This window comes from Halovibrio variabilis, from assembly GCF_007991175.1.
Lineage (GTDB): Bacteria > Pseudomonadota > Gammaproteobacteria > Pseudomonadales > Halomonadaceae > Vreelandella > Vreelandella variabilis.
Window position 1 is genome coordinate 1 of sequence record NZ_BJXV01000008.1, and the last position, 25535, is coordinate 25535.

General features: G+C 58.4%; 24 protein-coding genes. 18 read left to right on the plus strand and 6 right to left on the minus strand.

Going from position 1 to position 25535, the window contains the following annotated elements; genetic code table 11:
- Positions 1–22: 22 nt before the first annotated feature.
- On the minus strand, positions 23–1222 hold the full coding sequence (gene tyrS / locus HVA01_RS06875) for a tyrosine--tRNA ligase (RefSeq protein WP_146874260.1): 1200 nt from the start codon (positions 1220–1222) through the stop codon (positions 23–25).
- A gap of 139 nt (positions 1223–1361) precedes the next feature.
- Between tyrS and HVA01_RS06880 the strand changes: the two genes are divergently transcribed.
- Entirely contained in the window at positions 1362–2501 is a 1140-nt protein-coding gene (locus HVA01_RS06880) for an anhydro-N-acetylmuramic acid kinase (RefSeq protein WP_146874262.1), read from the plus strand.
- Between the two features lie 21 nt (positions 2502–2522).
- Here HVA01_RS06880 and HVA01_RS06885 read toward each other — a convergent pair whose 3' ends face one another.
- Positions 2523–3686, minus strand: coding sequence for a PilT/PilU family type 4a pilus ATPase (locus tag HVA01_RS06885; protein ID WP_246129527.1), 1164 nt, complete (start codon positions 3684–3686; stop codon positions 2523–2525).
- A 10-nt stretch (positions 3687–3696) separates the two neighbouring features.
- A complete protein-coding gene (locus HVA01_RS06890; protein WP_146874266.1) occupies positions 3697–4740 on the minus strand; it encodes a type IV pilus twitching motility protein PilT in 1044 nt (347 codons plus the stop codon).
- Between the two features lie 32 nt (positions 4741–4772).
- On the opposite strand from HVA01_RS06890, the gene HVA01_RS06895 reads away from it, so the two are divergent.
- The 6 genes from HVA01_RS06895 (at position 4773) to HVA01_RS06920 (ending at position 9406) form a co-directional block, all read left to right on the plus strand.
- A complete protein-coding gene (locus HVA01_RS06895) occupies positions 4773–5489 on the plus strand; it encodes a YggS family pyridoxal phosphate-dependent enzyme (RefSeq protein ID WP_146874268.1) in 717 nt (238 codons plus the stop codon).
- Positions 5490–5546: 57 nt separating this feature from the next.
- Positions 5547–6371: a pyrroline-5-carboxylate reductase gene (proC, locus tag HVA01_RS06900; RefSeq protein ID WP_146874270.1), complete on the plus strand. Its 825-nt coding sequence runs from the start codon at positions 5547–5549 to the stop codon at positions 6369–6371.
- Positions 6372–6444: 73 nt separating this feature from the next.
- Positions 6445–7026, plus strand: coding sequence for a YggT family protein (locus tag HVA01_RS06905; RefSeq protein ID WP_146874272.1), 582 nt, complete (start codon positions 6445–6447; stop codon positions 7024–7026).
- A gap of 86 nt (positions 7027–7112) precedes the next feature.
- The gene (metX, locus tag HVA01_RS06910; protein WP_146874274.1) at positions 7113–8324 is read left to right on the plus strand and encodes a homoserine O-succinyltransferase MetX; all 1212 of its coding nucleotides are present in this window, start codon (positions 7113–7115) and stop codon (positions 8322–8324) included.
- Entirely contained in the window at positions 8324–8917 is a 594-nt protein-coding gene (gene metW, locus HVA01_RS06915) for a methionine biosynthesis protein MetW (protein ID WP_146874745.1), read from the plus strand. Before metX ends, metW begins: the two co-directional genes overlap by 1 nt.
- A gap of 39 nt (positions 8918–8956) precedes the next feature.
- Positions 8957–9406 (plus strand): DUF4426 domain-containing protein, encoded by a 450-nt coding sequence (locus HVA01_RS06920; RefSeq protein ID WP_146874276.1) that lies wholly within the window; start codon positions 8957–8959, stop codon positions 9404–9406.
- Between the two features lie 5 nt (positions 9407–9411).
- Here the strand turns inward: HVA01_RS06920 and sfsA are convergent, their stop codons facing one another.
- Positions 9412–10137, minus strand: a complete 726-nt coding sequence (gene sfsA / locus HVA01_RS06925; RefSeq protein WP_146874278.1) for a DNA/RNA nuclease SfsA — start codon at positions 10135–10137, stop codon at positions 9412–9414.
- On the minus strand, positions 10137–11297 hold the full coding sequence (locus HVA01_RS06930) for an aminotransferase class I/II-fold pyridoxal phosphate-dependent enzyme (protein ID WP_146874280.1): 1161 nt from the start codon (positions 11295–11297) through the stop codon (positions 10137–10139). The genes sfsA and HVA01_RS06930 overlap by 1 nt, the downstream gene beginning before the upstream one ends.
- Before the next feature lie 216 nt (positions 11298–11513).
- Between HVA01_RS06930 and dksA the strand changes: the two genes are divergently transcribed.
- The 11 genes from dksA to HVA01_RS06980 all read left to right on the plus strand — a co-directional run bounded on the left by dksA (position 11514) and on the right by HVA01_RS06980 (position 24158).
- On the plus strand, positions 11514–11951 hold the full coding sequence (dksA, locus tag HVA01_RS06935; RefSeq protein ID WP_088702211.1) for an RNA polymerase-binding protein DksA: 438 nt from the start codon (positions 11514–11516) through the stop codon (positions 11949–11951).
- 92 nt (positions 11952–12043) lie between these two features.
- Positions 12044–12967, plus strand: a complete 924-nt coding sequence (gene gluQRS, locus HVA01_RS06940; protein ID WP_146874282.1) for a tRNA glutamyl-Q(34) synthetase GluQRS — start codon at positions 12044–12046, stop codon at positions 12965–12967.
- A 1-nt stretch (position 12968) separates the two neighbouring features.
- Positions 12969–13145 (plus strand): hypothetical protein, encoded by a 177-nt coding sequence (locus HVA01_RS17375; RefSeq protein WP_165603383.1) that lies wholly within the window; start codon positions 12969–12971, stop codon positions 13143–13145.
- Between the two features lies 1 nt (position 13146).
- On the plus strand, positions 13147–16080 hold the full coding sequence (locus HVA01_RS06945) for an ATP-binding protein (protein WP_146874747.1): 2934 nt from the start codon (positions 13147–13149) through the stop codon (positions 16078–16080).
- Entirely contained in the window at positions 16073–17464 is a 1392-nt protein-coding gene (locus HVA01_RS06950; protein ID WP_146874284.1) for a sigma-54-dependent transcriptional regulator, read from the plus strand. Before HVA01_RS06945 ends, HVA01_RS06950 begins: the two co-directional genes overlap by 8 nt.
- 898 nt (positions 17465–18362) lie before the next feature.
- A complete protein-coding gene (gene pcnB, locus HVA01_RS06955) occupies positions 18363–19751 on the plus strand; it encodes a polynucleotide adenylyltransferase PcnB (RefSeq protein WP_146874286.1) in 1389 nt (462 codons plus the stop codon).
- A gap of 6 nt (positions 19752–19757) precedes the next feature.
- Positions 19758–20249, plus strand: a complete 492-nt coding sequence (folK, locus tag HVA01_RS06960) for a 2-amino-4-hydroxy-6-hydroxymethyldihydropteridine diphosphokinase (protein WP_146874288.1) — start codon at positions 19758–19760, stop codon at positions 20247–20249.
- 102 nt (positions 20250–20351) lie between these two features.
- Positions 20352–21143, plus strand: coding sequence for a 3-methyl-2-oxobutanoate hydroxymethyltransferase (gene panB / locus HVA01_RS06965; protein WP_146874290.1), 792 nt, complete (start codon positions 20352–20354; stop codon positions 21141–21143).
- 334 nt (positions 21144–21477) lie between these two features.
- Positions 21478–22350 carry a pantoate--beta-alanine ligase gene (gene panC / locus HVA01_RS06970; RefSeq protein WP_146874292.1) on the plus strand — a complete coding sequence of 291 codons (873 nt, stop codon included), beginning with the start codon at positions 21478–21480 and terminating at the stop codon, positions 22348–22350.
- Between the two features lie 24 nt (positions 22351–22374).
- A complete protein-coding gene (gene panD, locus HVA01_RS06975) occupies positions 22375–22755 on the plus strand; it encodes an aspartate 1-decarboxylase (protein ID WP_146874294.1) in 381 nt (126 codons plus the stop codon).
- A gap of 224 nt (positions 22756–22979) precedes the next feature.
- The gene (locus HVA01_RS06980) at positions 22980–24158 is read left to right on the plus strand and encodes an acetyl-CoA C-acetyltransferase (RefSeq protein WP_146874296.1); all 1179 of its coding nucleotides are present in this window, start codon (positions 22980–22982) and stop codon (positions 24156–24158) included.
- 75 nt (positions 24159–24233) lie between these two features.
- Here the strand turns inward: HVA01_RS06980 and HVA01_RS06985 are convergent, their stop codons facing one another.
- A complete protein-coding gene (locus HVA01_RS06985; RefSeq protein ID WP_146874298.1) occupies positions 24234–25403 on the minus strand; it encodes an MFS transporter in 1170 nt (389 codons plus the stop codon).
- Between the last annotated feature and the right edge of the window lie 132 nt (positions 25404–25535).

Below are 25535 nucleotides of genomic sequence, written 5' to 3' on the forward strand. Positions count from 1 at the left end.
GTGGAAAAGGGTCAAAAAAACTTCAACTAAGCGTCACACGGGCGTAACGTTTCTTGCCCGCCTGAATGACATAGCTCTTACCCGTCGCCAGCATGGTGTCTTTGGCGACGACTTCGCCGTCGACTTTAACGCGGCCATTCCCCAACATATCTTTGGCTTGGGCGCTGTTGTTGGTAAGCTCTGCCCTATTAAGCACTGCGGCAATAGGCGCTTGCTCGCTGCCTTCAAAGTCCACCGTGACTTCCGGCAGGTCTTCCGGCAGTTCGCCATCGGCCAGCTGATTACCCGCCGACTTATGCGCATTGGCAGCGGCTTCGTCTCCGTGGTAACGGGCAATCAGCTCTCGCGCCAGCTCCATTTTAACATCACGTGGGTTGGCACCATTGGCGACATCCTGCTTGAGCGCTTCGATCTCTTCATTGGATTTCAAAGAGAGCAACTCAAAGTAGCGCCACATTAAGCTGTCCGGCATGGAGACCAGCTTGTTGAACATCGAGCCCGGCGCTTCATCGACACCAATGTAGTTGCCCAGCGACTTTGACATCTTCTGCACGCCGTCTAACCCTTCCAGCAGCGGCATGGTGATGACCACCTGGGGCTCCTGGCCGAAGTGCTTTTGTATCTCGCGCCCCATCAACAGGTTGAACTTCTGGTCGGTGCCGCCCAGCTCAACATCGGCCTCAAGCGCTACCGAGTCGTAGCCTTGTACCAGCGGGTAGAGAAATTCGTGGATGGCAATCGACTGATTGGCGTTGTAACGCTTTTCAAAGTCGTCCCGCTCCAGCATGCGGGCGACGGTGCTTTGGGCGGCCAGCTCAATCATTTTGGCAGCGGAGAGCTCGCTAAACCATTCGGCGTTAAAACGCACCTCGGTTTTCTCAGGGTCGAGGATTTTAAACACCTGCTCCCTATAAGTATCGGCGTTGGCTTTAACATCTTCTTCGGTAAGCGGTTTACGGGTCACGTTTTTGCCGGTTGGGTCACCAATACGCCCGGTAAAATCCCCGATTAAAAAGATAACCGTGTGCCCCAAGTCCTGGAACTGGCGCATTTTGGTTAGCAATACGCTGTGTCCCAAGTGAAGGTCAGGGGCTGTAGGATCAAAACCCGCTTTGATACGCAGTTTGCGGCCTGAAGCCAGCTTCTTTCTTAACTCATCCTCTACCAGGATTTCATGCGTACCCCGCGACAACAGCGCTAAAGCCTGATCCACCTCACTCATTGCCTCTCTCCACTATAAAGAACCGTCCACACCGGGCTCAGGTGATAAATAGCCGACGATGTTACCATGCTCGTTCGCCTTGGTTGAGCCCTGGTTTAGCCTTAGCTTAGTTTTAGCCCCGCTTGGTACGAGTTCGCTGATGAAAATGCCTACCGCTTCGCCGCTTTACTATATTGGCCTGATGTCCGGCACTAGCCTGGACGGTATTGATGCTGCATTGATCGCCATCGAGACTGACTCGCCGCCGCGCCTGCTGGCGACCCACGCCGAACCGATGCCAGATGAGCTGCATCGCCTGCTGCTCATGCTATGCCATGCGGAGCAGGTGGGCTTTGCTCAACTGGCGGCGGCAGAGCATGCTTTCTGCCAGTGCCAGGCCCAGGCCGTCCAGCAACTCTTAGCGCCAATCTCTATAAAGCCTGAACAGATCAGCGCCATCGGCAGCCACGGCCAAACGATTGAACATGCGCCCGTAGGGCATAGCGGTGGCCCGGCCTATACGCTACAGCTGGATAATCCCAGCCTGTTGGCAGAACTCACCGGCTGCACGGTCGTTGCTGATTTCCGCCGCCGCGACTTAGCCGCCGGTGGCCAGGCCGCACCGCTGGCACCGGCGTTTCATCAGGCGCTATTTGGTAGATCAGGCGCGCATCAGTTGGTGCTTAACCTGGGCGGCTTTGCCAATCTGACCTGGCTTTCCAGCCAGCCAACCGATCCCGTGATTGGTTTTGATACCGGGCCCGCGAATGTTTTATTGGATGGCTGGTTTGCCTGGCACCAAGGCGGCCGCTTTGATCAAGATGGCGCTTGGGCCGCGAGCGGCAAGGTAGATGAAGCGCTGTTAGCTCGGCTGCTATCGGAACCGTTTTTCCAACAGCCGCCGCCGAGAAGCACTGGGCGTGAGCTGTTTCATCTGGATTGGCTACGCCAACATCTTAGCGGGCAGGAAGCTGCCGCCGATGTGCAGGCCACGCTGGCCGAACTCACCGCGGCTAGTGTCGCCCAGGGCATTGAACAACTACAGATCAAAGATGGCCCACTTACGCTGATCACCGCTGGCGGCGGCGCTCATAACGGCTACCTGATGCAGCGCCTTGCCTATTATCTCCCTCGCGCTACGCTCACTTCGCCAGCGGCCTACGGCTGGCCTGAAGACTGGATCGAAGCCGGCGCCTTTGCCTGGCTGGCCCACCAACGCCTGCACCACCTGCCAGGCAACTTACCCTCGGTCACCGGCGCGCAGGGGCCGCGGGTGCTGGGCGGGGTTTATGCTGCGTAGTTTCTGCAGCGTAGTTAACGCTCAGTAATCATCGCCATCGCGCAGGCCTAAATGACTAGGCACTTGCTCATCCAAAGAGAGATTGCGCGCCTTGGCATCGCTGGCGTTGAGCAGCATGCGCAGATCGTTGGCCGAGTCGGCGTGGGCCATGGCCACCTCTCTACTTATATGCCCGGCCTGATGCAGGTCATGCAGCGCCTGGTCAAAGGTCTGCATCCCGGCATCCTGGGACTTGGCCATCGCCGCTTTAATCTCACTAACGTCGCCTTTGCGGATCAAATCGGCAACACGTGGCGACTGCAGCATGATCTCGATCGCCGCACGGCGCCCGCCCGCTAACGTGGGCAGCAGTTGCTGAGCGACGACCGCGCGCAGATTCAGCGAAAGGTCCATCCAGATCTGCTCATGACGCTCATGGGGAAAGAAGTGAATGATGCGCTCCAACGCCTGGTTGGCGTTATTGGCATGCAGCGTCGCCAAACACAGGTGACCGGTTTCAGCAAAGGTGAGCGCGTGCTCCATGGTTTCCCTAGTGCGGATTTCACCAATCAGGATTACATCGGGCGCCTGGCGCAGGGTGTTTTTTAGCGCCACCTCAAACGACTCGGTATCAATCCCTACTTCACGCTGATTCACAATCGCGCGCTTATGGGGATGCAGGTACTCGATGGGGTCTTCGATGCTGATGATATGGCCGCCAACGGTCTCGTTGCGCTGCTGAATCATCGCCGCGAGGGTCGTCGATTTACCGGTTCCCGTACCGCCCACTACTAAAACGAGCCCACGCTTGGCCTGGGCTAATTTCGCCAACTGCTCCGGCACGCCCAGCGCTTCCAGGCGAGGAATCTCAATGGCGATGCTGCGCACCACCATGGCCATCTGATTGCGCTGCTGAAAGGCGCTGACCCGAAAACGCCCTTTGCCCTCGCGGCTTAAAGCGAAATTTGCTTCACGCTCGCTGGCAAACCGCTCACGCAGCCCTTCCGGCAGCGTATGGGTAACCAGTTCATTGACCTGATGGGTGGTTAAGCGCTGCTGCCCCAGCGGCACCAGCCCATCGGGCATTTTCAAGCTTGGCGGCGCGCCCACGGAAATGAGCAGATCGGATGCGTGCTGCTCGACCATAATATCGAGCAGTTGGTGTAGCCATTGCGTGGGCGAAAGTTCTACAGGCGGCGCTTGCATGGCGGGCTCCTTATTCATCCTTTATCGCCAGCGTTCCCTTGGCGCTCATTTGCGCCTCCTGCAAACTGACCGCGCCCTCTTTAACGAGCTGAGACAGCGCAGCATCCAGGGTTTGCATGCCCAGGCTACCGCCGGTTTGGATGGCCGAGTACATCTGTGCCACTTTGTCTTCGCGAATCAAATTACGTACCGCCGAGGTGGCAATCAGCACTTCATGGGCCGCCACCCTACCGCCGCCCTGGCGTTTAAGCAGCGATTGCGACACCACCGCCTGGAGTGATTCCGACAGCATCGAGCGCACCATGGCTTTCTCTTCGCCGGGGAAAACATCGATAATCCGATCAATCGTTTTCGCCGCCGAGGTCGTGTGCAGCGTCCCCAGTACCAAGTGGCCGGTTTCAGCCGCGGTCAGTGCTAAGCGGATGGTTTCCAGATCACGCAGTTCACCGACCAGAATCACATCCGGGTCTTCACGTAGCGCGCTGCGCAGCGCATCGGCAAAGCTATGGGTATCGCGGTGCACTTCACGCTGGTTAATCAAGCAGCGCTTGCTGGCGTGAACAAACTCGACAGGGTCTTCAATGGTGAGAATATGCTCGTATCGATGGTCGTTGATGTAATCAATCATCGCCGCAAGCGTCGTACTTTTGCCCGACCCTGTTGGCCCGGTTACTAATACCAGGCCACGCGGCAGCATCGCTAAGCGCTCAAACACCTCACCCAGCCCCAGGGTTTGCATGGAGAGCACTTGATTGGGAATAGTGCGGAATACCGCCCCCGCGCCGCGGCCGTGGGTAAAGGCATTAACGCGAAAGCGCGCCACGCCCGGCACTTCAAAAGAAAAGTCGATTTCCAGACGCTCTTCGTAGTCGCGCCGCTGGCGATCATTCATGATGTCATAGATCAATTTACGCACATCGCTATTATCGATAGCGGGCACATTGAGCCGACGAATGTCGCCATCAACACGTATCATAGGCGGCAAACCGGCTGAAAGGTGCAAGTCAGAGGCATTCTGCTTTGCCGAGAATGCTAGCAGTTCGGTAATATCCATCTCTCTTCCCAGCTGCGGTAAGGTGCTTGAGTATGACAGACATCGCGCTTAACGAGTCACTCGGCCATGCATACGATCAGGCACGTACACGCCTGCGTAACGCCTTAGCAGACGCGGGGCGCACTCAGGACGCGACCGAGCTACTCGCAGTCAGTAAAACCAAGCCCGCGGCGATGATTCGTCAGGCTTGGCAGCTTGGCCAGCGTCAATTCGGTGAAAACTATCTGCAAGAAGCGCTCGAAAAGCAGACTGAACTGGCGGATCTTGACGACATTGTATGGCATTTCATTGGGCCGCTGCAGTCCAATAAAACCCGCGCGGTGGCCGAGTATTTTGACTGGGTGCATAGTGTCGACCGGTTAAAAATTGCCCAACGCCTTAGCGAACAGCGCCCAGCCCACCTTGCGCCACTGAATATTTGCCTGCAGGTTAATATCAGCCGCGAAGAGAGCAAAGCCGGTGTGCTGCCCGAGGCGTTAGAGGAATTGGCCAAAGACGTTGCCGCGCTGCCTCACCTGCGCTTGCGCGGTTTGATGGCGATTCCCGCCCCGGCAGAAGGGCTCGATGCACAGCGCCAGCCGCTGGCGGCACTGCGCGAGGCCTTAACAGCGCTGCAAAACGCCCTGCCAGAGGCGCCCCTGGATACGCTCTCAATGGGCATGAGCGATGATTTAGAAGCCGCCGTGCTGGAGGGCGCCACGCTGGTTCGCTTAGGCACCGCGATTTTTGGCGCCCGCCAGTCAACTTAGGCGAATAGCAACCGACCACTTTCTCACTGAGCATACTTTCACAAAAGGACATCTACCATGGCGAGTAACATTACCTTCATTGGGGCCGGCAATATGGCCAGCGCCATTATCGGCGGCCTCATCGACAGCGGCGTCGCGCCTGCTACTATTACCGCCACCGCGCCGAGCGATAGCGAACTGGCACCGGTTAAACAACGCTTAGGCATCAACACCCACACCGACAACAACGCGGCGGTGGCTAATGCCGACGTGGTGGTACTCGCGGTGAAACCGCAAATCATGCGCAACGTATGCGAAGCGCTGCGCGACAGCGTTCAGCGCCAGCAGCCGCTGGTGATCTCGATTGCGGCAGGCCTGGATGCTGACACTATTGACCAATGGCTAGGCGGTAATAACGCCCTGGTACGCTGCATGCCCAACACGCCCTCGCTAGTCGGCATTGGCGCCAGCGGCCTCTACGCCAATGCCAAGGTCAGCGATGCCCAGCGCGACGTGGCCACCCAGCTAATGGAAGCGGTGGGCATTGTCGAGTGGGTCGAAGAGGAAGCGCTGTTAGACGCAGTGACCGCCGTTTCGGGCAGTGCCCCGGCCTACTTCTTTTTGATGTTTGAAGCCATGGAAGACGCTGCAGTCAAGCTCGGCTTACCTGCCGCCACTGCGCGCCGCTTAGCCATTCAAACAGCGCTGGGCGCCGCCACCATGGCGCAGCAAAGTGATAAAGACCCTGCCACGCTAAAACAGAACGTCATGTCGCCGGGCGGCACCACCGAGCGTGCCATTCAGCACATGGAAGAGGCACAATTGCGCACCACCATTGCCGACGCCATGCAGGCCTGCGCCGATCGCGCCCAGGCCATGGCCACGGAACTGAGCGGCAGCTAATACAGCCTTTCGACTAGCGCAATCGTTCGGCTAAAACAGCCGTTCAGCAACGGATCATCAAGGAGACACACTAATGGGCAATGCAGGGTTAATGCTGATCAATACGCTGATCAATATTTATCTATTTTTACTGATGCTGCGTTTTCTGCTGCAAGCGTCAAGGGCGGATTACTACAACCCGTTAAGCCAGTCGGTGGTCAAAATCACACAGCCGGTGGTGGGGCTGTTCCAAAGCTTTTTAGGCCCCGTTGCTGGCCGCTTTGACCTCGCCACGTTAGCGGCAGGCTTTGTACTCAAGGTCGCCAGCATTATTGCTATCTTCATGATCTCTGGTTACGGCATGCCGCCCATTCCGGGGTTACTCATCGCTGGCGTGGCCGCTTTGGCGAGTGCGATTTTAAAGATCTACTTCTTCGCCCTGATTGTGATGATCATTTTGAGCTGGGTCGCGCCCAATGCCAGCCACCCAGGCGCGCTGCTGGTGATGCAACTGGTAGAACCGATCATGGCCCCGGTCAGAAAAGTCATTCCCCCGCTGGGTATGATTGACCTGTCGCCCATCGTGGTATTTATTGCCATTAATCTGCTTGATGGCTTGGTGGTCGGCGCATTGATTCGTGCGTCAGGATTTCCCGAGGCATTAATCGGATTGTGACGGCGGCTGACTGCCAGCTCTTTATTTAATGAATCTATTCGAATCGATTCATTTAGTTGCACTTTTCAGCAGGATTAGCGCCTTCAATGCCTGATACAGATACGCTTGCGTTTGCAGACCGGCCGACGGACTCCGTCGGCCTGATCACTCCGCGCGTGGCACGCTTCGACACACCGCTTTCCCTTGCCTGCGGTAAAGTGCTGCCTGCCTACGAACTGATTTACGAAACTTACGGTACCTTGAACGTTGACCGCAGTAACGCGGTGCTGATTTGCCATGCGCTCTCGGGCCACCACCATGCCGCGGGCTATCACAGCGAGGAAGACCGCAAACCCGGCTGGTGGGATGCCCATATCGGCCCCGGCAAAGCGATCGACACCAACCGTTTTTTTGTGGTGTCGCTGAACAATCTGGGCGGCTGCCACGGCAGTACCGGCCCGATTAGCCACAACCCTGACACCGGGCGCCAGTGGGGCCCCGATTTTCCCATGGTGACCGTCAGCGACTGGGTAGCCAGCCAAGCGCGGCTTGCCGACCACCTGGGGATTGAACGCTGGGCCGCGGCCGTAGGCGGCAGCCTCGGCGGGATGCAGGTAATGCAGTGGACGATGACCTACCCGGAGCGGGTCGCCAACGCGGTGGTGATTGCCGCCACCCCGCGGCTCTCGGCGCAAAATATCGCCTTTAACGAAGTGGCCCGTCAGGCGATTCGCTCCGACCCTGAGTTCTTCGACGGCTGGTACGCCGAGCACGACACCTTGCCCAAGCGCGGGCTAAAGCTGGCCCGCATGGTGGGGCATATTACCTACCTTTCAGAAGACGCCATGGGCAGCAAATTTGGCCGCGACCTGCGTAGCAACGACCTCAACTTCGGCTTCGACGTTGAGTTCCAGGTGGAGTCCTACCTGCGCTACCAGGGCGACACGTTCTCCACCGCGTTTGATGCCAATACCTACCTGCTGATGACCAAGGCGCTGGACTACTTTGACCCAGCAGCTACTCAAGGCGGCGACTTTGCCAAAGCCTTGGCGCCAGCCGAGTGCCCTTTCTTGATCGTTAGCTTCACTACTGATTGGCGCTTCCCGCCTTCCCGTTCGCGGGAGCTCGTTGATGCGCTCACCCGTGCAGGCAAGTCGGTCAGCTACGCCAATATCGACTCCCCCCATGGGCATGATGCTTTCCTACTCTCGAACCCACGCTACGATGCCATCGTCAGCGCCTTTATGAATCGCGCTGCCCGCGAGCTGAATCTCGCCGAACCGGCCGAATATGAAACGAACGGGGAGGGGACGCCATGATGCGCGCCGATCTTGACCTGATTTATGACTGGGTGCCCGAAAGGTCGCATATACTCGACCTCGCCTGTGGCAATGGAGAACTGCTTGAGACGCTGGGTCGCCATAAAGGTGTGACCGGTTACGGCCTGGAAATTGACCATGATGGCATCAATGCCTGCGTCGCCCGTGGCGTCAACGTCATTGAACACAATCTGGACGACGGCCTGGGCAGCTTCTGCGACAACAGCTACGATCAGGTGATTATGACCCAGGCGCTGCAGGCGCTGCGCCGCCCCGACAAAATGCTTGATGAAATGCTGCGCGTCGCCGAAGAAGGGATTATCACTTTCCCCAACTTCGCCTACTGGCGCCACCGCGTGCATTTGGGTCTGCGCGGCTATATGCCGGTGTCTAAATCGCTGCCCCACGCTTGGTACGATACGCCCAACATCCACCTCTCGACGTTCAACGATTTTGAACATCTATGCCGTGAAAAAGGCTTGGTAATTGTTGATCGCGCAGTGGGTGTGGGCGATCATCAGGGCCACTGGAAATCGCGGCTGTGGCCCAATCTGTTTGGTGAAATTGCCATTTTCCGCGTTCGCCGCCGTTAGCTTTGCATCGTGTTTAACCATTATCCAAGGAGCCAAGCCATGCTACGCCGATTAATGATCAGCGCCGCCCTTGTTGGCACGCTACTCGCCTCTGCTGCTGCCAACGCAGAGCAGTTCGACCGGGTTGGCGATTACGAGATTCACTACAGCGCGGTGAACAGCAGCTTTTTGACCCCAGAGGTGGCTCAAGCGAACAACCTTCAGCGCAGCGCCAACCGCGGGCTGGTCAATGTGAGCGTGCGCGAACGCCAGGAGGATGGCAGCACGCGCCCTGTTAACGCCAGCGTGCAGGGCCACGTCAGCGGCTTAACCGGCGCTCAGGAATCGCTCAGCTTTCGCACCGTGCACGACGGCGATGCCACCTACCACTTAGCGCCCTTTACCCTGCGCGACGATGAAGCCATGCGCTTTGAGTTAAGCGTGCGCTACGACCGCAACGCCGCCCCCGAGCCGGTGAATTTTATTCAGCGTTTTTATATTGATCGCTAGCGGCTTTAAAGCCGTACAGGCAGGCGGCGGGTTAACCCCACTTCGATGGGGCGCCCCTGCTCTCGTGCCACGTCAATGCCATAGGCCAGCACTTCCACCCCGCTGGCAGCGGCCTGTGCCAGGGCGGCTGCATAAGTCGCGTCAATATGGGCAGCGGCGGCTACGTCAGCAATGCCTTCGTGGGCGACACAAAACAGCAGCACTGCCCGTTCGCCCTGCTCTGCTAATACCCGCAGCGAATGCAAATGCTTAGTGCCACGCACGCTTACCGAGTCTGGAAAGTAGCCGTGGCCGTCCTGCTCTTTGAGGGTGACCTGTTTCACCTCGATATACGCCCGCCCTCGTTCTGGGTCATCCAGCATAAAATCGAGCCGCGCATCGGCAACTGTTACCTCCCGGTGCAAGCTGACATAGCCCGCCAACGGCGCCAACGCCCCCGCCTCCAGCGCCGCTTCCACGATGCGGTTAGCGCGGCCGGTATGCACCGAGGCGATCGCTACCTGCCCATTGGCTTGCGGCAACTCGATAAACTCCCAGGTCCAGGCAAGCTTGCGCTTAGGGTTATCGCTGGGTGACAGCCACACCCGACACCCCGGCACGTTCACCGCCTTCATTGAGCCGGTATTAGGGCAGTGAGCCACCACCTCGCGGCCATCGTCCAAGCGCACATCGGCTAAAAAGCGCTTGTAGCGCTTGAGCAGCGTGCCTGGCACAAGCGCCGGATACGCCATCACAGCCTGCCCACAAAGCGGGCAATCCGCGCCACCGCCTCTTCCAGGCGGGCAACATCATTGGTGAAGGCGATGCGCACATGGTGCTCACCGCCGCGCACGGCAAAATCAATACCGGGGGTAATCGCCACGTTCTCTTCCTGCAACAAGCGCTCGCAGAAGGCCTGGCTATCGCAGCTGTAGCGGGAGATATCCAGCCACAGGTAGAACGCCCCCTGGGGCGGCAAATCCGGCGCCAGGCCCAGGCCCGCCAGGCCCTCCAACAGCACCTGACGGCGCTTTTTCAGCGTTTCGCGGCGGTGTTCCAGAATACGCCGACACTCAGGCGTAAACGCCGCCAACGCCGCATGCTGCGAAGGAGTTGGCGCGGCAAGAAACATATTCTGCGCCAGCCGCGTTAACGGCTCCACGGCATGCTCAGGGGCAACCAGCCAACCCAAGCGCCAGCCGGTCATGCCAAAATATTTTGAGAAGCTGTTGACCACAAAGGCGTTGGCCGAAAGCGAGGTGGCCGAGAGCGGCGCATCGTCATAGTTAAGGCCCTGATAAATCTCATCGACGATGACCTCACCCTCGCGCTCGGCGACCGCTGCCAGCACCGCCGAGAGTTGCTGTGCGCTCAACGTATGGCCGGTCGGGTTAGCGGGCGACGCCAGCATCGCAAGGCTCGTATCCTCGTGCCAATGCTGCGCTACCAGGGCAGCGTCCAGCTGCCAGCCGCTATCACGCCCTACCGAGACCGCATCGATCTCAGCGCCCGCCAAGGCCATAAAGTGGCGGTTACAGGGGTAGTTCGGGTCGGCCATCAGCACCCGTGAACCGGTTTCGACCAATAGCTGGCTGGCCAGCAGCAGCGCCCCCGACGCCCCCGGCGTTACCAAAATGCGCGCCGGATCCACCGTGGCATTAAAGTGCTCAGCGTAGTGCCCTGCGATTGCCTCGCGCAGCGCGGGTAAGCCCGCGGCGGGCGTATAACGCGTATGGCCGCTGGCCAGCGCCTGCTGCCCGGCTGCGATAATGGGCTCAGGGGTCGCAAAATCCGGCTCGCCTACTTCCAGATGAATCACATCAAAGCCGGCGGCTTCCCGCGCCTGGGCCATCTCCAGTAGATGCATGACCCGAAAAGGGGCAACGTGATCAACACGCGAATTCCAGGCCATAACGGCTCCTATACCTAATCATTTTTTGAAACAGGGGTCATTATTAAAAACTAACTAAAACATGGCGCTAGTCATATTTAAGGCCAAACAAGCGTAGAAAGGTCGCCATTATACTTGCAACCCAATCATTTTTCAGATAAACAAGCATCCCTTTGGCGTGAGATCGTGACAATCGTTCATGGTCGATCAGTAGTCACATATGTAAGGGGCAGTCCCATGCCAGTAGCAGAAAAGAAACCGGAAGCGTCCAAGTCCTTCACCCCGTATGAGCCAGCACCGGGTGAAGAGTATATGAACGAGCAGCAGCTAGCGCACTTCCGACAGCTGCTGCTGGACTGGAAACAGGATCTCATGGAAGAGGTGGACCGTACCGTGCGCCACCTGCAGGAAGATGCAAACAACTACGCCGACCCCGCCGACCGAGCTACTCAGGAAGAGGGCTTCAGCCTGGAACTGCGTACCCGTGATCGGGAGCGTAAGTTGCTCAAAAAAATTAACGAAACCATCGATAAAATCGATGATGATGACTATGGTTTCTGCGAAGCCTGCGGCGTTGAGATCGGCATCCGTCGCTTAGAAGCTCGCCCCACTGCCACGCTCTGCGTGGATTGCAAAACCTTAGCAGAACTTAAAGAGAAACAGCTCGGCGGCTAAGCGCTAAAACAACGTTCTAATTGAACGCGGGCACCTTAGGGTGCCCGTTTTTGTTGGCAGCGCTTGCCTGAATCACCGAGGACGACGCTACAATGAATGATTTTGTTGGCTACCGAGGCCGCTTTGCACCTACGCCCTCTGGCCCACTGCACTTTGGCTCTTTGGTCGCCGCCTTGGGCAGCTATTTAGACGCCCGTGCCGCTCATGGACAGTGGTTGGTGCGCATCGAAGATATTGACCCACCCCGCTGCCCCGAAGGCGCGGCGAGCACTATCCTGCGCCAGCTGGAAACCTTCGGCATGGAGTGGGACGAAGCGGTGATGTGGCAGCACACTCGTAATGACGCTTACCAACACGCCTTGGACCGACTCATCCAACGCGACCTTGCCTACCCCTGCAGCTGCTCCCGTAAGCAGTGGCAGGGGCTTGATATCTACCCCGGCTGGTGCCGCGAAGGCGTTTGCGATCCCACCAAACCAGTGGCCTGGCGGCTACGCAGCGACCTTGGCGAGCGCCCTATTCACTGGCAAGACCGGCTGTTCGGCGAACAGCAATTCGACCCCGCCAAGCTAGGCGATGTGGTGTTAAAGCGCAAAGATGGCCTGTGGGCGTATCAACTTGCGGTGGTCGTCGACGATGCCGAGCAGCAGATTAGCGACGTCGTTAGGGGCGTCGATTTACTCGACAATACCCCCTGGCAGCGCCAGTTACAGATCGCGCTTGGGCTACCCCAACCGCGCTACCTGCACTTGCCGCTCATCGTCACCGCCGAAGGCCAGAAGCTATCTAAGCAGAACCTGGCGCCGGCCCTGGCGGAGGATAAGCAAGGAGTACGCCAGCAGCTCTTTCAGGCGCTGACAGCGCTTGACCAAGCACCGCCTCAGGCGCTTGCTACTGAGCCCCCGGCGACTCAGCTACACTGGGCGGTAGCCAACTGGTCAGTTGCTCACCTGCACCCCACGGAGCACCGTTCAGTGCCGCTTTCCATGCGACCTTCTACACCACCAGGAGATTGATATGTACGTTTATCGCATCATGCTGTTTCTGGTGTTCGGCGGCTACCTGCTCTCTCCGCTACTGATGAACGGTTGGAGCGACCCCGATGCTGCCTGGTACCGGCCGTTTGCTATTTGGGGCGGATTGATTGCGTTAACTCTCTGGCTGGAGCAGAAGAGGAAGCTTGATGAGCGTTGAGATGCACGTTGAGATAGTCGGCGTCCTACTGCTGGGGCTGGGCTACTTAGCACTGCTGTTTGGCTGCGGTTTTGCGGTAGAGCGCGGTTGGGTGCCGGTGCGCATTACCCGTCACCCGATTGTGTATACCCTTGCCCTGGGTGTTTATGCCAGCGCTTGGGCGATTTACGGCAGCGTGGAAATGGCTGCCCACGCAGGGTTTGGCTACCTCGCCTACTACCTGGGCGCAGCAGGAGCCTTTTTGCTCGCTCCCGTGCTGCTGGTGCCGATCCAGCGTATTACCCGCACCTATCAGCTAACCTCACTGGCGGACCTGTTTGCCTTTCGCTTCCGTTCCCGTTGGGCAGGCACGCTGGTGACTCTGGTCAGCCTGTTGGCGGTATTGCCGCTGCTTGGCATCCAGGTAAAAACCCTGAGCGAAGCGATCAATATCATCACCGACAGCCAAGCGGGGGCCAGCGTTGCACTCGTTTTTTGCGTGGTGATTGCCGCCTTTGCCGTCATTTTCGGTGCCCGCCATAGCCAGTCTCTTGGTCGCCACGACACTCTGCTCAGCGCCATTGCGTTTGAATCTATCGTCAAGCTGCTGGCCATGCTGGGGCTGGGGGCGGTTGCCATGTGGATGGTGTTTGACGGCCCCGGTGACTTACAGCTTTGGCTGGAGGGTCCCGGCGCGGCCCTCCAGCAGCAGACACCAAAGCTTGAACCCGCCCAGTGGCGAACCCTGCTGCTGCTGTTTTTCGCCGCCGCCTTTATGATGCCGCATCTGTTTCATATTAGTTTCGCGGAAAGCCTGTCGCGGCATACGTTGCTGCAAGCCAGCTGGACGCTGCCGCTGTTTCTGTTGTTGATGGCGCTTCCCGTGCCGTTGATTTGGTGGGCGGCTCAATCCACCGCGCCGGATGTTCCCCTTACGGCTTATGCCGCCTACCTAATGACCGAACACTGGTGGGTAGGGGCGCTGGCGTTTATCGGTGGGCTAGCCGCCGCCAGCGGCACCATGATTATGATTGCACTGGCGCTCTCGGGCATGGTGCTCAACCACATTGTGCTGGTCGCAAGGCCCCCCGAGGCACGCAGCGACCTTTATGGCTGGTTACTCTGGCTGCGCCGTGGCTTGGTGGTCGCGGTGATTATCGGCGGCTGGCTATTTTACCAGTGGATAGGCCGCCACCACGGGCTTATCGGCTTGGGGTTGGCCGCGTTTGTGGGTATGGCCCAGTGCCTGCCCGGCATGCTGGCGCTGCTCTACTGGCCCGGTGCTAACCGTAAAGGCATGATTGTGGGCCTGGTAGCGGGTGTCAGCGTGTGGCTGTGGGGCTTATGGCTGCCGCTGATGTTCTCGCTACCCGTGCCGCAACTGCCCTTTACTCCGCTAACCGACAGCGGTGCGCCCGTGTGGTACAACGTTACGCTGCTGTCGTTAGCGGTCAATATCCTGCTGCTGATTGTGATATCGCTGTTTACGCGTATCTCCGAGGGCGAACAATCCGCCGCAGAAGCCTGCTCAGTGGATGCGGTTATCCGCTCCAAGCGTTTCCCGCTAGAAGCCGCCACGGCGAATGATTTTTCTAACCACTTAGCCCACGCTCTCGGCGATGAAGCGGCCAGCCGAGAGGTGAACCGGGCCCTGCAAGCACTCAACTTAACGCCCCAGGAGCGACGCCCCTACGCGCTACGCAGGCTGCGCGACCGTATCCAGGCAAATTTATCCGGCTTAATGGGGCCATCGGTAGCGCGGGATATCGTTGACCGCTACCTGCCCTACCGCCACGACGACACCCCCGAAACCGACGATATTCACTTTGTTGAAAGTCGCCTGGAAGCCTACCGCTCACGGCTAACGGGGCTGGCCCGGGAACTCGATGGCCTGCGCCGCCACCACCGCCAAACGCTGGCCTATTTGCCGGTGGGGCTATGCGTACTCGGCGATGACGATGAGCTCTTGATGTGGAATCAGGCGCTCTCGCAGCTCTCGGGGATTAGCGGTGACAGCGTGATCGGCTCGCGCCGCGACAGCCTGCCCGCCCCCTGGCCAAGCCTACTGGGCAGTGTGCTAGACGCCACGTCTGGCCCGCTCTACAAGCAGGCGGTGTCGCTGCACGGCAAGGACTACTTTCTGACCCTGCACAAAGCCATTCTCAGCGGTAATGACAGCCGGGGCGGCAGCGTGATTTTGATTGAAGACCACACCGAAATGAAATGGCTGGAAGACGAACTGGTGCATGCGGCACGCCTGGCCTCCATCGGCCAGCTAGCGGCAGGGGTCGCCCACGAAATCGGCAATCCGATAACCGGCATCTCGTCGCTGGCGCAAAACCTGCGCTACGACACCAACGACCCCACGCTGCTGGAGACCGCCGATCAGATCCAGCAGTTGACCCAGCGGGTAACTAAAATCGTCAATTCATTGGTCGGCTTTGCCCACGGCGGACGCCAGACGGTGCCGCTGCCGACCTCCCCCGTGTCGCTTTCGGCGATTAGCGAAGACGCGCTGGACTTGATCCATCTAGCCCGCTCGGGTGAGGATGTTAACTTAACCAACGCAGTGCCCGCCGACCTGACCGTTCGCGGCGACGCCCAGCGGCTAACCCAAGTGATGGTCAACCTGCTGAGCAATGCCCGCGACGCCTGCGACCAGGGCGGGCAAGTTGAAATTAGCGCAGGGTGTCACGGGCAGCTTGCCTGGTGGCGAATAAGCGATGATGGCCCCGGCATTGATCCTCGGGTGCGCGACCACTTATTCGAGCCCTTTACCACCACCAAGCCCGCAGGCGAAGGTACGGGTTTAGGCCTTTCGCTAGCCTATCAGATTATCAATGAGCATCAGGGCAAAATAGACGTGGCCTCACCACCGCCCGGACAGCCCCGCGGCACCGCCATTACCCTCTGGCTGCCGCTTTACCAACAGGATGATCAGCCACCTTATGCCTAGCATTCTGATTGTTGAAGACGAAACGATTATTCGTAGCGCCTTAAAGCGCCTACTCGAGCGCCACGACTACGCGGTCAGCGAAGCCGCCAGCGCGGAAGAGGCCTCCCAGTTGGAACTCAAAGGGTTCGACCTGATCATTAGCGACCTGCGCCTGCCGGGTGAGCCGGGTACGGCGCTGATCGCTGCTGCAGCGCCTGTGCCGGTATTGATCATGACCAGCTACGCGAGCATGCGCTCCGCGGTGGAATCGCTCAAGCAGGGCGCGGTGGACTATGTCGCCAAGCCCTTCGACCACGCCGAGCTACTCGAAACCGTTGAGCACATCCTGCACAAACAGATGACGACGCCAAGCCCGCCGCCGGATATCACCGATGCCGGTGGCAGCCGACAAACCATGATCGGTAACTGCACTGCCATGCAGCAGGTTTACACCCGCCTTCGCAAAACCGCGCCAGCGGATGTCACCGTACTGGTGCTGGGCGAGTCGGGCACCGGCAAAGAGCTGGTAGCGCGTGCTATTCACCAGCAGAGCAAGCGCGCCAACGCACCGCTGATCTGCGTTAACTGTGCGGCGATTCCCGAAACGCTGATCGAATCCGAGCTGTTTGGCCATGAGAAAGGCGCCTTTACCGGCGCCAGCGCTGCACGCACCGGCTTAGTCGAAGCTGCCGACGGCGGCACGCTGTTTTTGGATGAGATTGGCGAACTGCCGCTGGATGCCCAGGCACGTTTATTGCGCGTTCTCCAAGAGGGTGAAATCCGTAAAATTGGCTCAGTAGAAACCCGCCACGTTAACGTGCGTTTAATCGCCGCCACCCACCGAGACCTGCGCGCGCTATCCAAAACCGGCGAGTTCCGCCTCGACCTTTACTACCGCTTAAACGTCATGCAGATCGAACTGCCGCCACTGCGCGAGCGCGAAGATGACGTGCTTGAAATCGCCGACATTCTGCTCGACAAGGCGTGTAAACGCCACGAGCGACCGGGTCTTCGCCTCTCCCGGGCGGCCCGCCAAGAGCTGCGCGACTACCCTTGGCCGGGCAACGTGCGTGAGCTGGAAAATGCACTGGAGCGCGGCGTCATTCTTGCCGAAGGGCATTTGATCCACCCGGATGATTTAGGCTTAGCGCCCACGCCCGCGCGTACCCATGCGGCACCCACCGCGAATACGCCAGCGGCCAGTACCAGCCTGGATAAAGGCGCTGAAGAGAGTGACGACGACCTCTCATTAGAAGATTACTTTCAGCACTTTGTGCTTGAGCACCAAGACCAAATGAGCGAGACCGAGCTGGCCCAAAAACTCGGCATTAGCCGTAAAAATCTTTGGGAGCGGCGCCAGCGCCTGGGCATCCCGCGTAAGAAAACGGCCCGGCGCCCAGGTTAGGCGTCTGGGCACGTCTCGCCGTTAGGCCTATCGCCCGCACTCTCTACGACCATTGTCCAATACACTGATTTAAATAAGAAATACTCCACCTTCCGCCACCCATGCACTGTTACCTTCCCACACAAGCAAGCGCACAATCAGGCGAAAAAGAGGTAACACTTTTTGCAATGCCAAGTTCCTTCACGGCGTTAAAAACGCCAACCATCTGAAATTTATAAATTATCGAATAGATGGCACAGCGTCTGCAGTATTACTGGGTAAGAAAAACAAAATGGGCATAGCGGTAGGTCACCAACAAAAACAACACGACCTCACCCCCCACCTGAGCCACAACAAAAACAACAGGGCCAGGTAGAGACAACGAGACTAATAACAACAACAGGCTTGAGTCTCATGACTTGCTTGCGCAAGCAGTACAGGCGCAGTCAACAATAATAAAACAAGCAAGTAGCCCAAAAGGACGCGACGTACGCCAGTAGCTTTGCATCCTAATAACAACAATAGCAGTCAGCGTGTACACCCCGGCGCCAATAATAATTCCCCGGGGGAGAAAAAGTTCGCGGTTGGATTATTGTTTTGAATACGAGGCGGTCGGAACTATCTTGATCCTTACGCCTACCGACTGCGGTGCGTATTCAGGGCGATGTGCCATCATGAAGAAAAATAGCAGCACGGACGCTGATTTATTGCTTTATAGGGGAGGCTCTCTTAGCCTCCCCTTTCCGTGTTTGGTCACTTGAGTTCGCGCAAACCAGCGGCAAACGCTTTGCAAGCCTTAGGGTGTCGGATACACTCAGGTATTAACTGTCCATGTTAGGTAAACAGTTGACCTGTTTTTACATAGACACGTTACCTATTTATAGACTTTTTTATGTACCCTGCGAGTTGAAATCGTCGCATGTTTAAAGGATTTACCCGTTTCCTACATAGCCCGGGAGAGCAATTGAAAACTTTGCTCGATCCCCAAGAGAGTACCACCAGCGCCCTCTCTCCGCGTAACATCCCTCGGTCAGAGCACCCTGTTTCTCGCCAGCATATTAGCGATGCCGCGCTTAAAGTGCTTTATCGCCTTAGCGGCGCAGGCTATGACGCCTATTTGGTGGGTGGCTGTATCCGTGATGCGCTGCTGGGCAAAATGCCCAAAGACTTCGATGTGGCCACCGACGCTACTCCCGAGCAGGTACGCGATCTATTTCGTAATTCGCGTCTAATCGGCCGCCGTTTTCGGATTGTCCACGTGCGCTTTGGCCGCGAGGTCATTGAGGTCACCACCTTCCGTGGCAAACCCCAAGACGAGCATGGCGATCATATTGCCCATCAGTCCGACGCCGGGTTACTGCTTCGCGATAATGTATGGGGCAAAATTGAAGAGGACGCGCTGCGGCGCGACTTCACCGTTAATGCGCTTTACTACAATATCGCCGACTTCAGCATCACCGACTTTGCCAATGGCGCCCGCGATATCCAGACCCGTACGCTGCGCCTGATCGGTGACCCGGCCACGCGTTACCGTGAAGACCCGGTGAGGATGCTGCGGGCGGTGCGCTTTGCAGCCAAACTCGACTTCACCTTAGACCCGGCCACCGAAGCACCGATGTACGATCAAGCCCCGCTGCTGCTGCAGATTCCGCCGGCGCGGCTGTTCGATGAGGTGTTAAAGCTGTTTATGTCGGGTTATGGTTTGGTCACCTTCCGGCTGCTCAGCCACTACGGCCTGTTCGGCATGCTGTTCCCCGAGGCCGAAGAAGCCATGGCCGACGCGGCCTGGGCCGAAGAGCTAATCGAGCAAGCGCTGACCAATACCGACAAGCGTATCGCCGAAGAGCGCCCAGTCACCCCGGCCTTTCTGCTGGCAGCGTTTTTATGGGCGCCGGTCAAACAGCGCCAGGAAGTGCTCGAACAGGAAGGCATGCCGCCCATTCCCGCTCTGCAAGCAGCCGCCCAAGAGGTGGTTTCGCGCCAGCTAGAGCACACCTCAATTCCCAAACGCTTTGGTATCCCCATGCGCGAAATTTGGGAACTCCAGCAGCGCCTGCCCCAGCGACGCGGTAAAAAAGCCTTTCAAACCCGCGAACATTCGCGTTTCAGGGCGGGCTATGACCTGCTGCTGCTGCGTGAACAGGCGGGCGAAATACCGCGAGGATTAGGCGACTGGTGGACCGCGTTTCAGCGCGGCGATGAACATGAACAGCGGCGTCTGCTGCAAAAAGTAGGCGGCGATCCCGCCAGCCAGGGCGATCGTCGTCGCAAACGGCAGCGTAAACCACGCAGCCCTGATTCAGAGTAGTCTGTCATGCCGGTTCAACTTGCCTATATTGGCCTGGGCAGTAACCTTGCCTCGCCTATTGAGCAGGTTCGAGAGGCCCTTGATGAACTGGCAACGCTGCCCCTGAGTCGATTGGTAGCTGCTTCATCGCTCTACACCAGCCACCCGGTGGGCCCGCAGGATCAGCCGGACTTCGTCAACGCCGTGGCGGCGCTGGAAACACGCCTTTCGCCGCTGGCGCTGCTTGACCAGCTTCAGGCGTTAGAGCAGCAGCACCGCCGCCGCCGCCAGCGCCACTGGGGGCCACGCACGCTCGATCTGGACCTGCTGCTCTACGCCAACGACCGCATCGATTCAAAGCGCTTACGCGTACCGCACCCACAAATAACCGCCCGGGCGTTTGTGCTGGTACCGCTTGCCGAGCTAGCTCCCTCACTTGAACTCCATCAGCGGCCGCTATCAGCGTGGCTTGAACATAGCGATTCGCAACACCCTGACCAGGGCTTAAAAAAGCTTTAAGCACCTACTGGGCGACGAACGTTACCTGCTGACACACATCTCGACACCGACCCTCCATTAGGTAACAATCAGCATTTCTCACGTAAAATACGAGAGTACGCCATGAAAACCGTCACCCTAAGCACGCTGCAGGCCTATAAGCAGGCTGGCGAGACGTTCAGTTGCCTAACCGCTTACGATGCCTCCTTTGCCCATGCGGCCAGCCAGGCAGGTATTGATGTTCTGCTGGTCGGTGACTCGCTAGGCATGGTGCTGCAAGGCCATAACAGCACCTTACCGGTCACCATTGACGACATCCTCTACCACACCCGCTGCGCCGCGCGGGGTAAAGGCCATAGCCTGCTAATGGTGGATCTGCCGTTTATGAGCAACGCCACCACCGAGCGCCTGCTGGAAGACGCCGCTGCCGTGATGCGCGCAGGGGCGGAACTGGTCAAGTTGGAAGGTGAAGCCTGGATGGCCGATGGCATCCGTGAACTGACCCGTCGCGGCGTGCCAGTCTGTGCGCACCTGGGACTAACCCCACAAACCGTGCATCAGTTGGGCGGCTACAAAGTGCAAGGACGCGACGCCGCCCAGGCAGAGCGCATCATTAACGATGCGAAAATTCTTGTCGAGGCGGGCGCCTCGGTAATCCTGCTTGAGTGCGTGCCCGCCAGCCTTGGCAAAGCAGTGACTGAGGCGCTGGATGTGCCGGTGATTGGTATTGGTGCTGGCCCCGACACCGATGGGCAGATTCTGGTGATGCACGATGTGCTCGGCGTTACCCATGGCCGTACACCGCGCTTTGTGAAAAACTTTATGGTCGACGCTGACAGCATTCAAAGCGCCTTCCAGCGCTACCATGAAGCCGTTAAAACCCGCGCCTTCCCGGCTCAAGAGCACTGTTTTTAAGTGGCTTTTCGTCGCTCAGTGTGGAATTAACTCTGCCAGCATGAGGGTAGCTCCCGTGGGAGGGAGCTTCAGCTCGCGAATGTTTGGGCTATTAGCATGATGAAACCAAGGGGGTGCCTACGGCACCCTTCGCCGAAGTGTCGGACCACGCTGAAGCGGCCTCCCACAACAGATAGCTGGCTTAGTGATTGCGATCTGAATCGTGAGATACAAAATAGCCAACCAATCTTAAATCTACATTAGATGACGAATAGCCTTTTAATCACTGTTTTTAAAAACCGTTTTTGAAAGACGCCTTAACTATCGCCCACTTTGTGACTAACGCGAAACGACTATGCGCACTTTGCGAGACATTGATCAGCTACGCAGCACCCTGCGGGAGCACCGCCAACGCGGCCAGCGTATTGTCCTGGTGCCTACGATGGGTAACCTGCATGAGGGGCATTTAGCGCTGGTCGACAGCGCCCGCCAGCACGCCGATATCGTGGTGGCCAGCCTGTTTGTCAATCCAATGCAGTTTGGCCCTGGCGAAGATTTAGATGGCTACCCACGCACATTTAGCGCCGACCAAGCACAGCTGGTTGAGGCTGGTTGCGATGTGCTGTTTGCGCCCACGGTAAGCACGCTCTATCCCAGCGGCTTAGACGCCCAGACCCGCGTGCATGTCCCCGTGGTCGGCGAGGGGCTGTGTGGCGGCTCCCGCCCTGGGCATTTTGACGGGGTTTCCACCGTGGTTAGTATGCTGTTTAACCTGGTGCAGCCAGACACCGCCTGCTTTGGCGAAAAGGATTACCAGCAGCTCGCCCTCATTCGCAAGCTGGTGGGCGACCTGCACCTGCCGATTGAGATTATCGGCGTGCCGATCGTGCGCGCAGAAGATGGCTTGGCACTGTCATCGCGCAATGGCTATTTAAGTCGCGAAGAGCGCGCCACTGCCCCTGCGCTCTACCGCACGCTGTGTGCGTTGCGCGATGCCCTAGAGCGCGGCGAAGCTATCGAAAAGGTACTACAACAGGGCAAAACCGCGCTGTATGATGCAGGCTTTACGCTGGATTACCTGGAGTTACGCGATGCCACGCTCGCCTCAGTGACTCCAGAGACGCGCCAGGCGGTACTGCTGGCCGCCGTCAAGCTAGGTCCGGCGCGGTTAATTGACAACCTCAGTGTGCAACTACCGGAAGGTGCCTCACCCGGCACTCCCCTATAAACAGAGGGTTATAAAGGAACTAACATGCATACCATTATGCTCAAAGCCAAGCTGCACATGGCTCGCGTCACTCACGCGGTACTCAACTACGAAGGCTCCTGCGCCATCGACGGCGACCTGCTGGATATGGCGGGCATTCGCGAAAATGAGCAGATTCAGATCTATAACGTCGAGAACGGCGAACGCTTCACTACCTACGCCATTCGCGGCGAGGAAGGCTCCCAGTTAATCTCAATCAACGGCGCGGCGGCGCACCTGGCCGCGCCGGGCCACCGCATCATTATCTGCAGCTACGCCCACTACTCAGAAGCCGAACTGGACAACCACCAGCCCGCGCTGGTGTACCTGCAAGAAGGCAACCACGTTAGCCACACCAGCAACATTATCCCGGTTCAGCTGGCTTAGACTGAGTCCGCCTTGCCACTTTTTTCGCTAACGGGCCATTAGATGGCCCGTGTCTATTTGCCTATAAAGGTTTATTGCCGTAAAGCACTACCATCCCCTATGCTGAAGAGACAGCTGACAGAGCACGAATAAAAGAGTACGGCTGAACAGAGTACGGCTGAACAGAGTACGCCTATCGGGCATCTGCCATCAGGCTGTCTGTTAATCACTTCAGGAGTCATTTTATGCAAGAAGTAGTCATTGTTGCAGCACGCCGCACCGCTGTGGGCGCTTTTGGCGGTTCCCTGGCAGGCATTCCAGCGAGCGACCTCGGCGCCTTGGTGATCAAGGACATTCTCGCCTCCACCGGCGTTGCCGCCGACCAAGTTGACGAAGTACTGCTGGGCCAGGTGCTCACCGCAGGCGTTGGCCAGAACCCGGCGCGTCAGGCATCGATCAAGGCAGGCCTGCCGGAAGCGGTACCGGCCATGACCATCAACAAAGTGTGTGGTTCCGGCCTTAAGGCGCTGCACCTTGCCACCCAGGCGATTCGCTGCGGCGATGCCGAGCTGATTCTGGCCGGTGGTCAGGAAAATATGTCCGCCTCTCCCCACGTGCTGCCCAACTCGCGTAACGGCCAGCGCATGGGCGACTGGAAAGCGATTGACTCGATGGTGCACGACGGCCTGTGGGATGCCTTCAATAACTACCACATGGGCATTACCGCCGAGAACTTAGCCGAGAAGTACACCATTACCCGCGAAGAAATGGATGAATTTGCCGCCGCGTCGCAGCAAAAAGCCGCCGCGGCGATTAAAGAGGGCAAGTTCAAAAGCCAGATCGTGCCGGTGGAAGTACCCCAGCGTAAAGGCGACCCGGTAGTGTTCGACACCGACGAAAACCCCCGCGAAGTGACGGCAGAAAAACTCGGCGGCATGCGCCCCGCGTTCAAGAAAGATGGTGCCGTTACTGCCGGTAACGCCTCGGGTCTCAACGATGGCGCCGCCGTGGTGATGATCTGCTCGGCAGAAAAGGCCAAGCAGCTCGGCCTAGCGCCGCTGGCTCGCATTGCTGGCTACGCCAATGCCGGCGTTGACCCGGCGATCATGGGCATTGGCCCTGCTCCGGCCACCCGCCGCTGCCTGGAAAAAGCCGGCTGGAGCCTGGATGACCTGGACTTGGTGGAAGCCAACGAAGCCTTCGCTGCCCAGGCCCTATCGGTCAATAAAGAGCTTGGCTGGGATGTCAGCAAGGTCAATGTCAACGGCGGCGCGATCGCCCTTGGTCACCCCATCGGCGCCTCTGGCTGTCGCGTGTTCGTAACGCTGCTGCATGAAATGATCGCCCGCGACTCGAAGAAAGGCTTGGCCACACTGTGTATCGGTGGCGGCCAGGGGGTAGCGCTAGCGATTGAACGCCCTTAAGACCCTGCTCAGGTAAGCTAGCAGCCAATGCCCCAATGCCCCCCTATTAACGGGGGCATTTTTTATCGTGCCTCATCAGCGAGACGTCTCCCCCACAATGCGCGATGGCGTGTTCAATACCAACAGCATTCCCATCAGAAATAGCCCCGAGGCGGCCCACATGGCGATGGGTAGGCTGGTGCCATCGACGATACGCCCACCGACCATTGCGCCCAGGCCAATCGACATATTGAAGGTAAACGCCATCAAGGCCGTGGCGGCTTCGGTATTGGGCGCGGTGCGCAAAATCCAGGTTTGAATACTCACCGAGACGCTGCCGAACACGGCACCCCACGCCATTAGCAACATGACGCCGCTGCTCGGTTGAACGCCCAACAGCGGGAACACCGCCACAACGATAAGCAGCAGGCTGGGAATCACCAGCACCGCGCGGTAGGGGTGCCGCCCGGCGAACATACCCGCCGCGATATTGCCCACAATGCCCGCCGCGCCGTAAAGCAGCAGTAAGCTGCCCACATGGCGCTGGGAAATACCGCTAATCTCCTGCAGGATGGGGCTAATAAAGGTATAGGCGGCAAAGTGCCCCACCACGACAAAAGCGGTGGTTAACACCGCCACTCGCACCCCACGATTGCTAAATTGCTGCGCCAAGACGCGCAGACGCACCGGTTCCCGTGGCGGTAAAGGCGGTAGCCAACGCCACAGCGCCACCGCCGTTAATAGGCTAAAGCCGCCCAGCGCCCCAAAGGCGACCCGCCAGTTGCTGAAATCCCCCAATAGCGTTCCCAGCGGCACACCCAGCACCGAGGCCGCCGCGACGCCGCCAAAAATCATCGTCATCGCTTTCGGCACCTGGGCCTCGGGCACTAGCCGCGGCGCAATACTCCCCGCCACCGCCCAGAAACCGCCAATGGAGAGCCCCACCAGCACACGAGAGGCCAGCAACAGCGCAAAGCTGCCGGCCATTGCCGTGAATACGCTCCCGGCCACCATGACGGCCATCAATACCGTGAGCATGATGCGTCGATCCAATCGCCCCACGGCAACCGGTAACAACGGTGCCGAAAACGCCGCTACCACCCCTGGCACGGTGACCATTAAGCCTGCCATGCCGGGCGTCACACCCATGCTTGAGGCCACCTGAGACAGCAGCCCAATGGGCAGCTGCTCCGCGGTCACCAACAAAAAAATGCCGATCATCACGGCGACTACCGCCCACCAGCGCGGCGCTTGTTGCTGCTCCATAACGGTTTGCTCCCTGATTATCTCTAAGCCGCTGACAATCAAACCCAGTAAACAACACCGCCCCCGCAGCCGGGGGCTACGAGGGCGGTGTCAGCAACCTAACGAGCGATTTACATCACTCTCTTTAAATCG

Coding starts and splice junctions, on each gene's coding strand:
- sfsA (WP_146874278.1), bottom strand. CDS start 10,137: ATGGCGTATCCGGCGCTTGTGCCAGGCACGCTGCTCAAGCGCTACAAG.
- HVA01_RS06880 (WP_146874262.1), top strand. CDS start 1,362: ATGAAAATGCCTACCGCTTCGCCGCTTTACTATATTGGCCTGATGTCC.
- panC (WP_146874292.1), top strand. CDS start 21,478: ATGCGCACTTTGCGAGACATTGATCAGCTACGCAGCACCCTGCGGGAG.
- HVA01_RS06985 (WP_146874298.1), bottom strand. CDS start 25,403: ATGGAGCAGCAACAAGCGCCGCGCTGGTGGGCGGTAGTCGCCGTGATG.
- metW (WP_146874745.1), top strand. CDS start 8,324: ATGCGCGCCGATCTTGACCTGATTTATGACTGGGTGCCCGAAAGGTCG.
- HVA01_RS06885 (WP_246129527.1), bottom strand. CDS start 3,686: ATGCAAGCGCCGCCTGTAGAACTTTCGCCCACGCAATGGCTACACCAA.
- dksA (WP_088702211.1), top strand. CDS start 11,514: ATGCCAGTAGCAGAAAAGAAACCGGAAGCGTCCAAGTCCTTCACCCCG.
- HVA01_RS06890 (WP_146874266.1), bottom strand. CDS start 4,740: ATGGATATTACCGAACTGCTAGCATTCTCGGCAAAGCAGAATGCCTCT.
- HVA01_RS06895 (WP_146874268.1), top strand. CDS start 4,773: ATGACAGACATCGCGCTTAACGAGTCACTCGGCCATGCATACGATCAG.
- pcnB (WP_146874286.1), top strand. CDS start 18,363: ATGTTTAAAGGATTTACCCGTTTCCTACATAGCCCGGGAGAGCAATTG.
- HVA01_RS06905 (WP_146874272.1), top strand. CDS start 6,445: ATGGGCAATGCAGGGTTAATGCTGATCAATACGCTGATCAATATTTAT.
- gluQRS (WP_146874282.1), top strand. CDS start 12,044: ATGAATGATTTTGTTGGCTACCGAGGCCGCTTTGCACCTACGCCCTCT.
- folK (WP_146874288.1), top strand. CDS start 19,758: ATGCCGGTTCAACTTGCCTATATTGGCCTGGGCAGTAACCTTGCCTCG.
- panD (WP_146874294.1), top strand. CDS start 22,375: ATGCATACCATTATGCTCAAAGCCAAGCTGCACATGGCTCGCGTCACT.
- HVA01_RS17375 (WP_165603383.1), top strand. CDS start 12,969: ATGTACGTTTATCGCATCATGCTGTTTCTGGTGTTCGGCGGCTACCTG.
- tyrS (WP_146874260.1), bottom strand. CDS start 1,222: ATGAGTGAGGTGGATCAGGCTTTAGCGCTGTTGTCGCGGGGTACGCAT.
- HVA01_RS06950 (WP_146874284.1), top strand. CDS start 16,073: ATGCCTAGCATTCTGATTGTTGAAGACGAAACGATTATTCGTAGCGCC.
- proC (WP_146874270.1), top strand. CDS start 5,547: ATGGCGAGTAACATTACCTTCATTGGGGCCGGCAATATGGCCAGCGCC.
- metX (WP_146874274.1), top strand. CDS start 7,113: ATGCCTGATACAGATACGCTTGCGTTTGCAGACCGGCCGACGGACTCC.
- HVA01_RS06920 (WP_146874276.1), top strand. CDS start 8,957: ATGCTACGCCGATTAATGATCAGCGCCGCCCTTGTTGGCACGCTACTC.
- HVA01_RS06930 (WP_146874280.1), bottom strand. CDS start 11,297: ATGGCCTGGAATTCGCGTGTTGATCACGTTGCCCCTTTTCGGGTCATG.
- panB (WP_146874290.1), top strand. CDS start 20,352: ATGAAAACCGTCACCCTAAGCACGCTGCAGGCCTATAAGCAGGCTGGC.
- HVA01_RS06945 (WP_146874747.1), top strand. CDS start 13,147: ATGCACGTTGAGATAGTCGGCGTCCTACTGCTGGGGCTGGGCTACTTA.
- HVA01_RS06980 (WP_146874296.1), top strand. CDS start 22,980: ATGCAAGAAGTAGTCATTGTTGCAGCACGCCGCACCGCTGTGGGCGCT.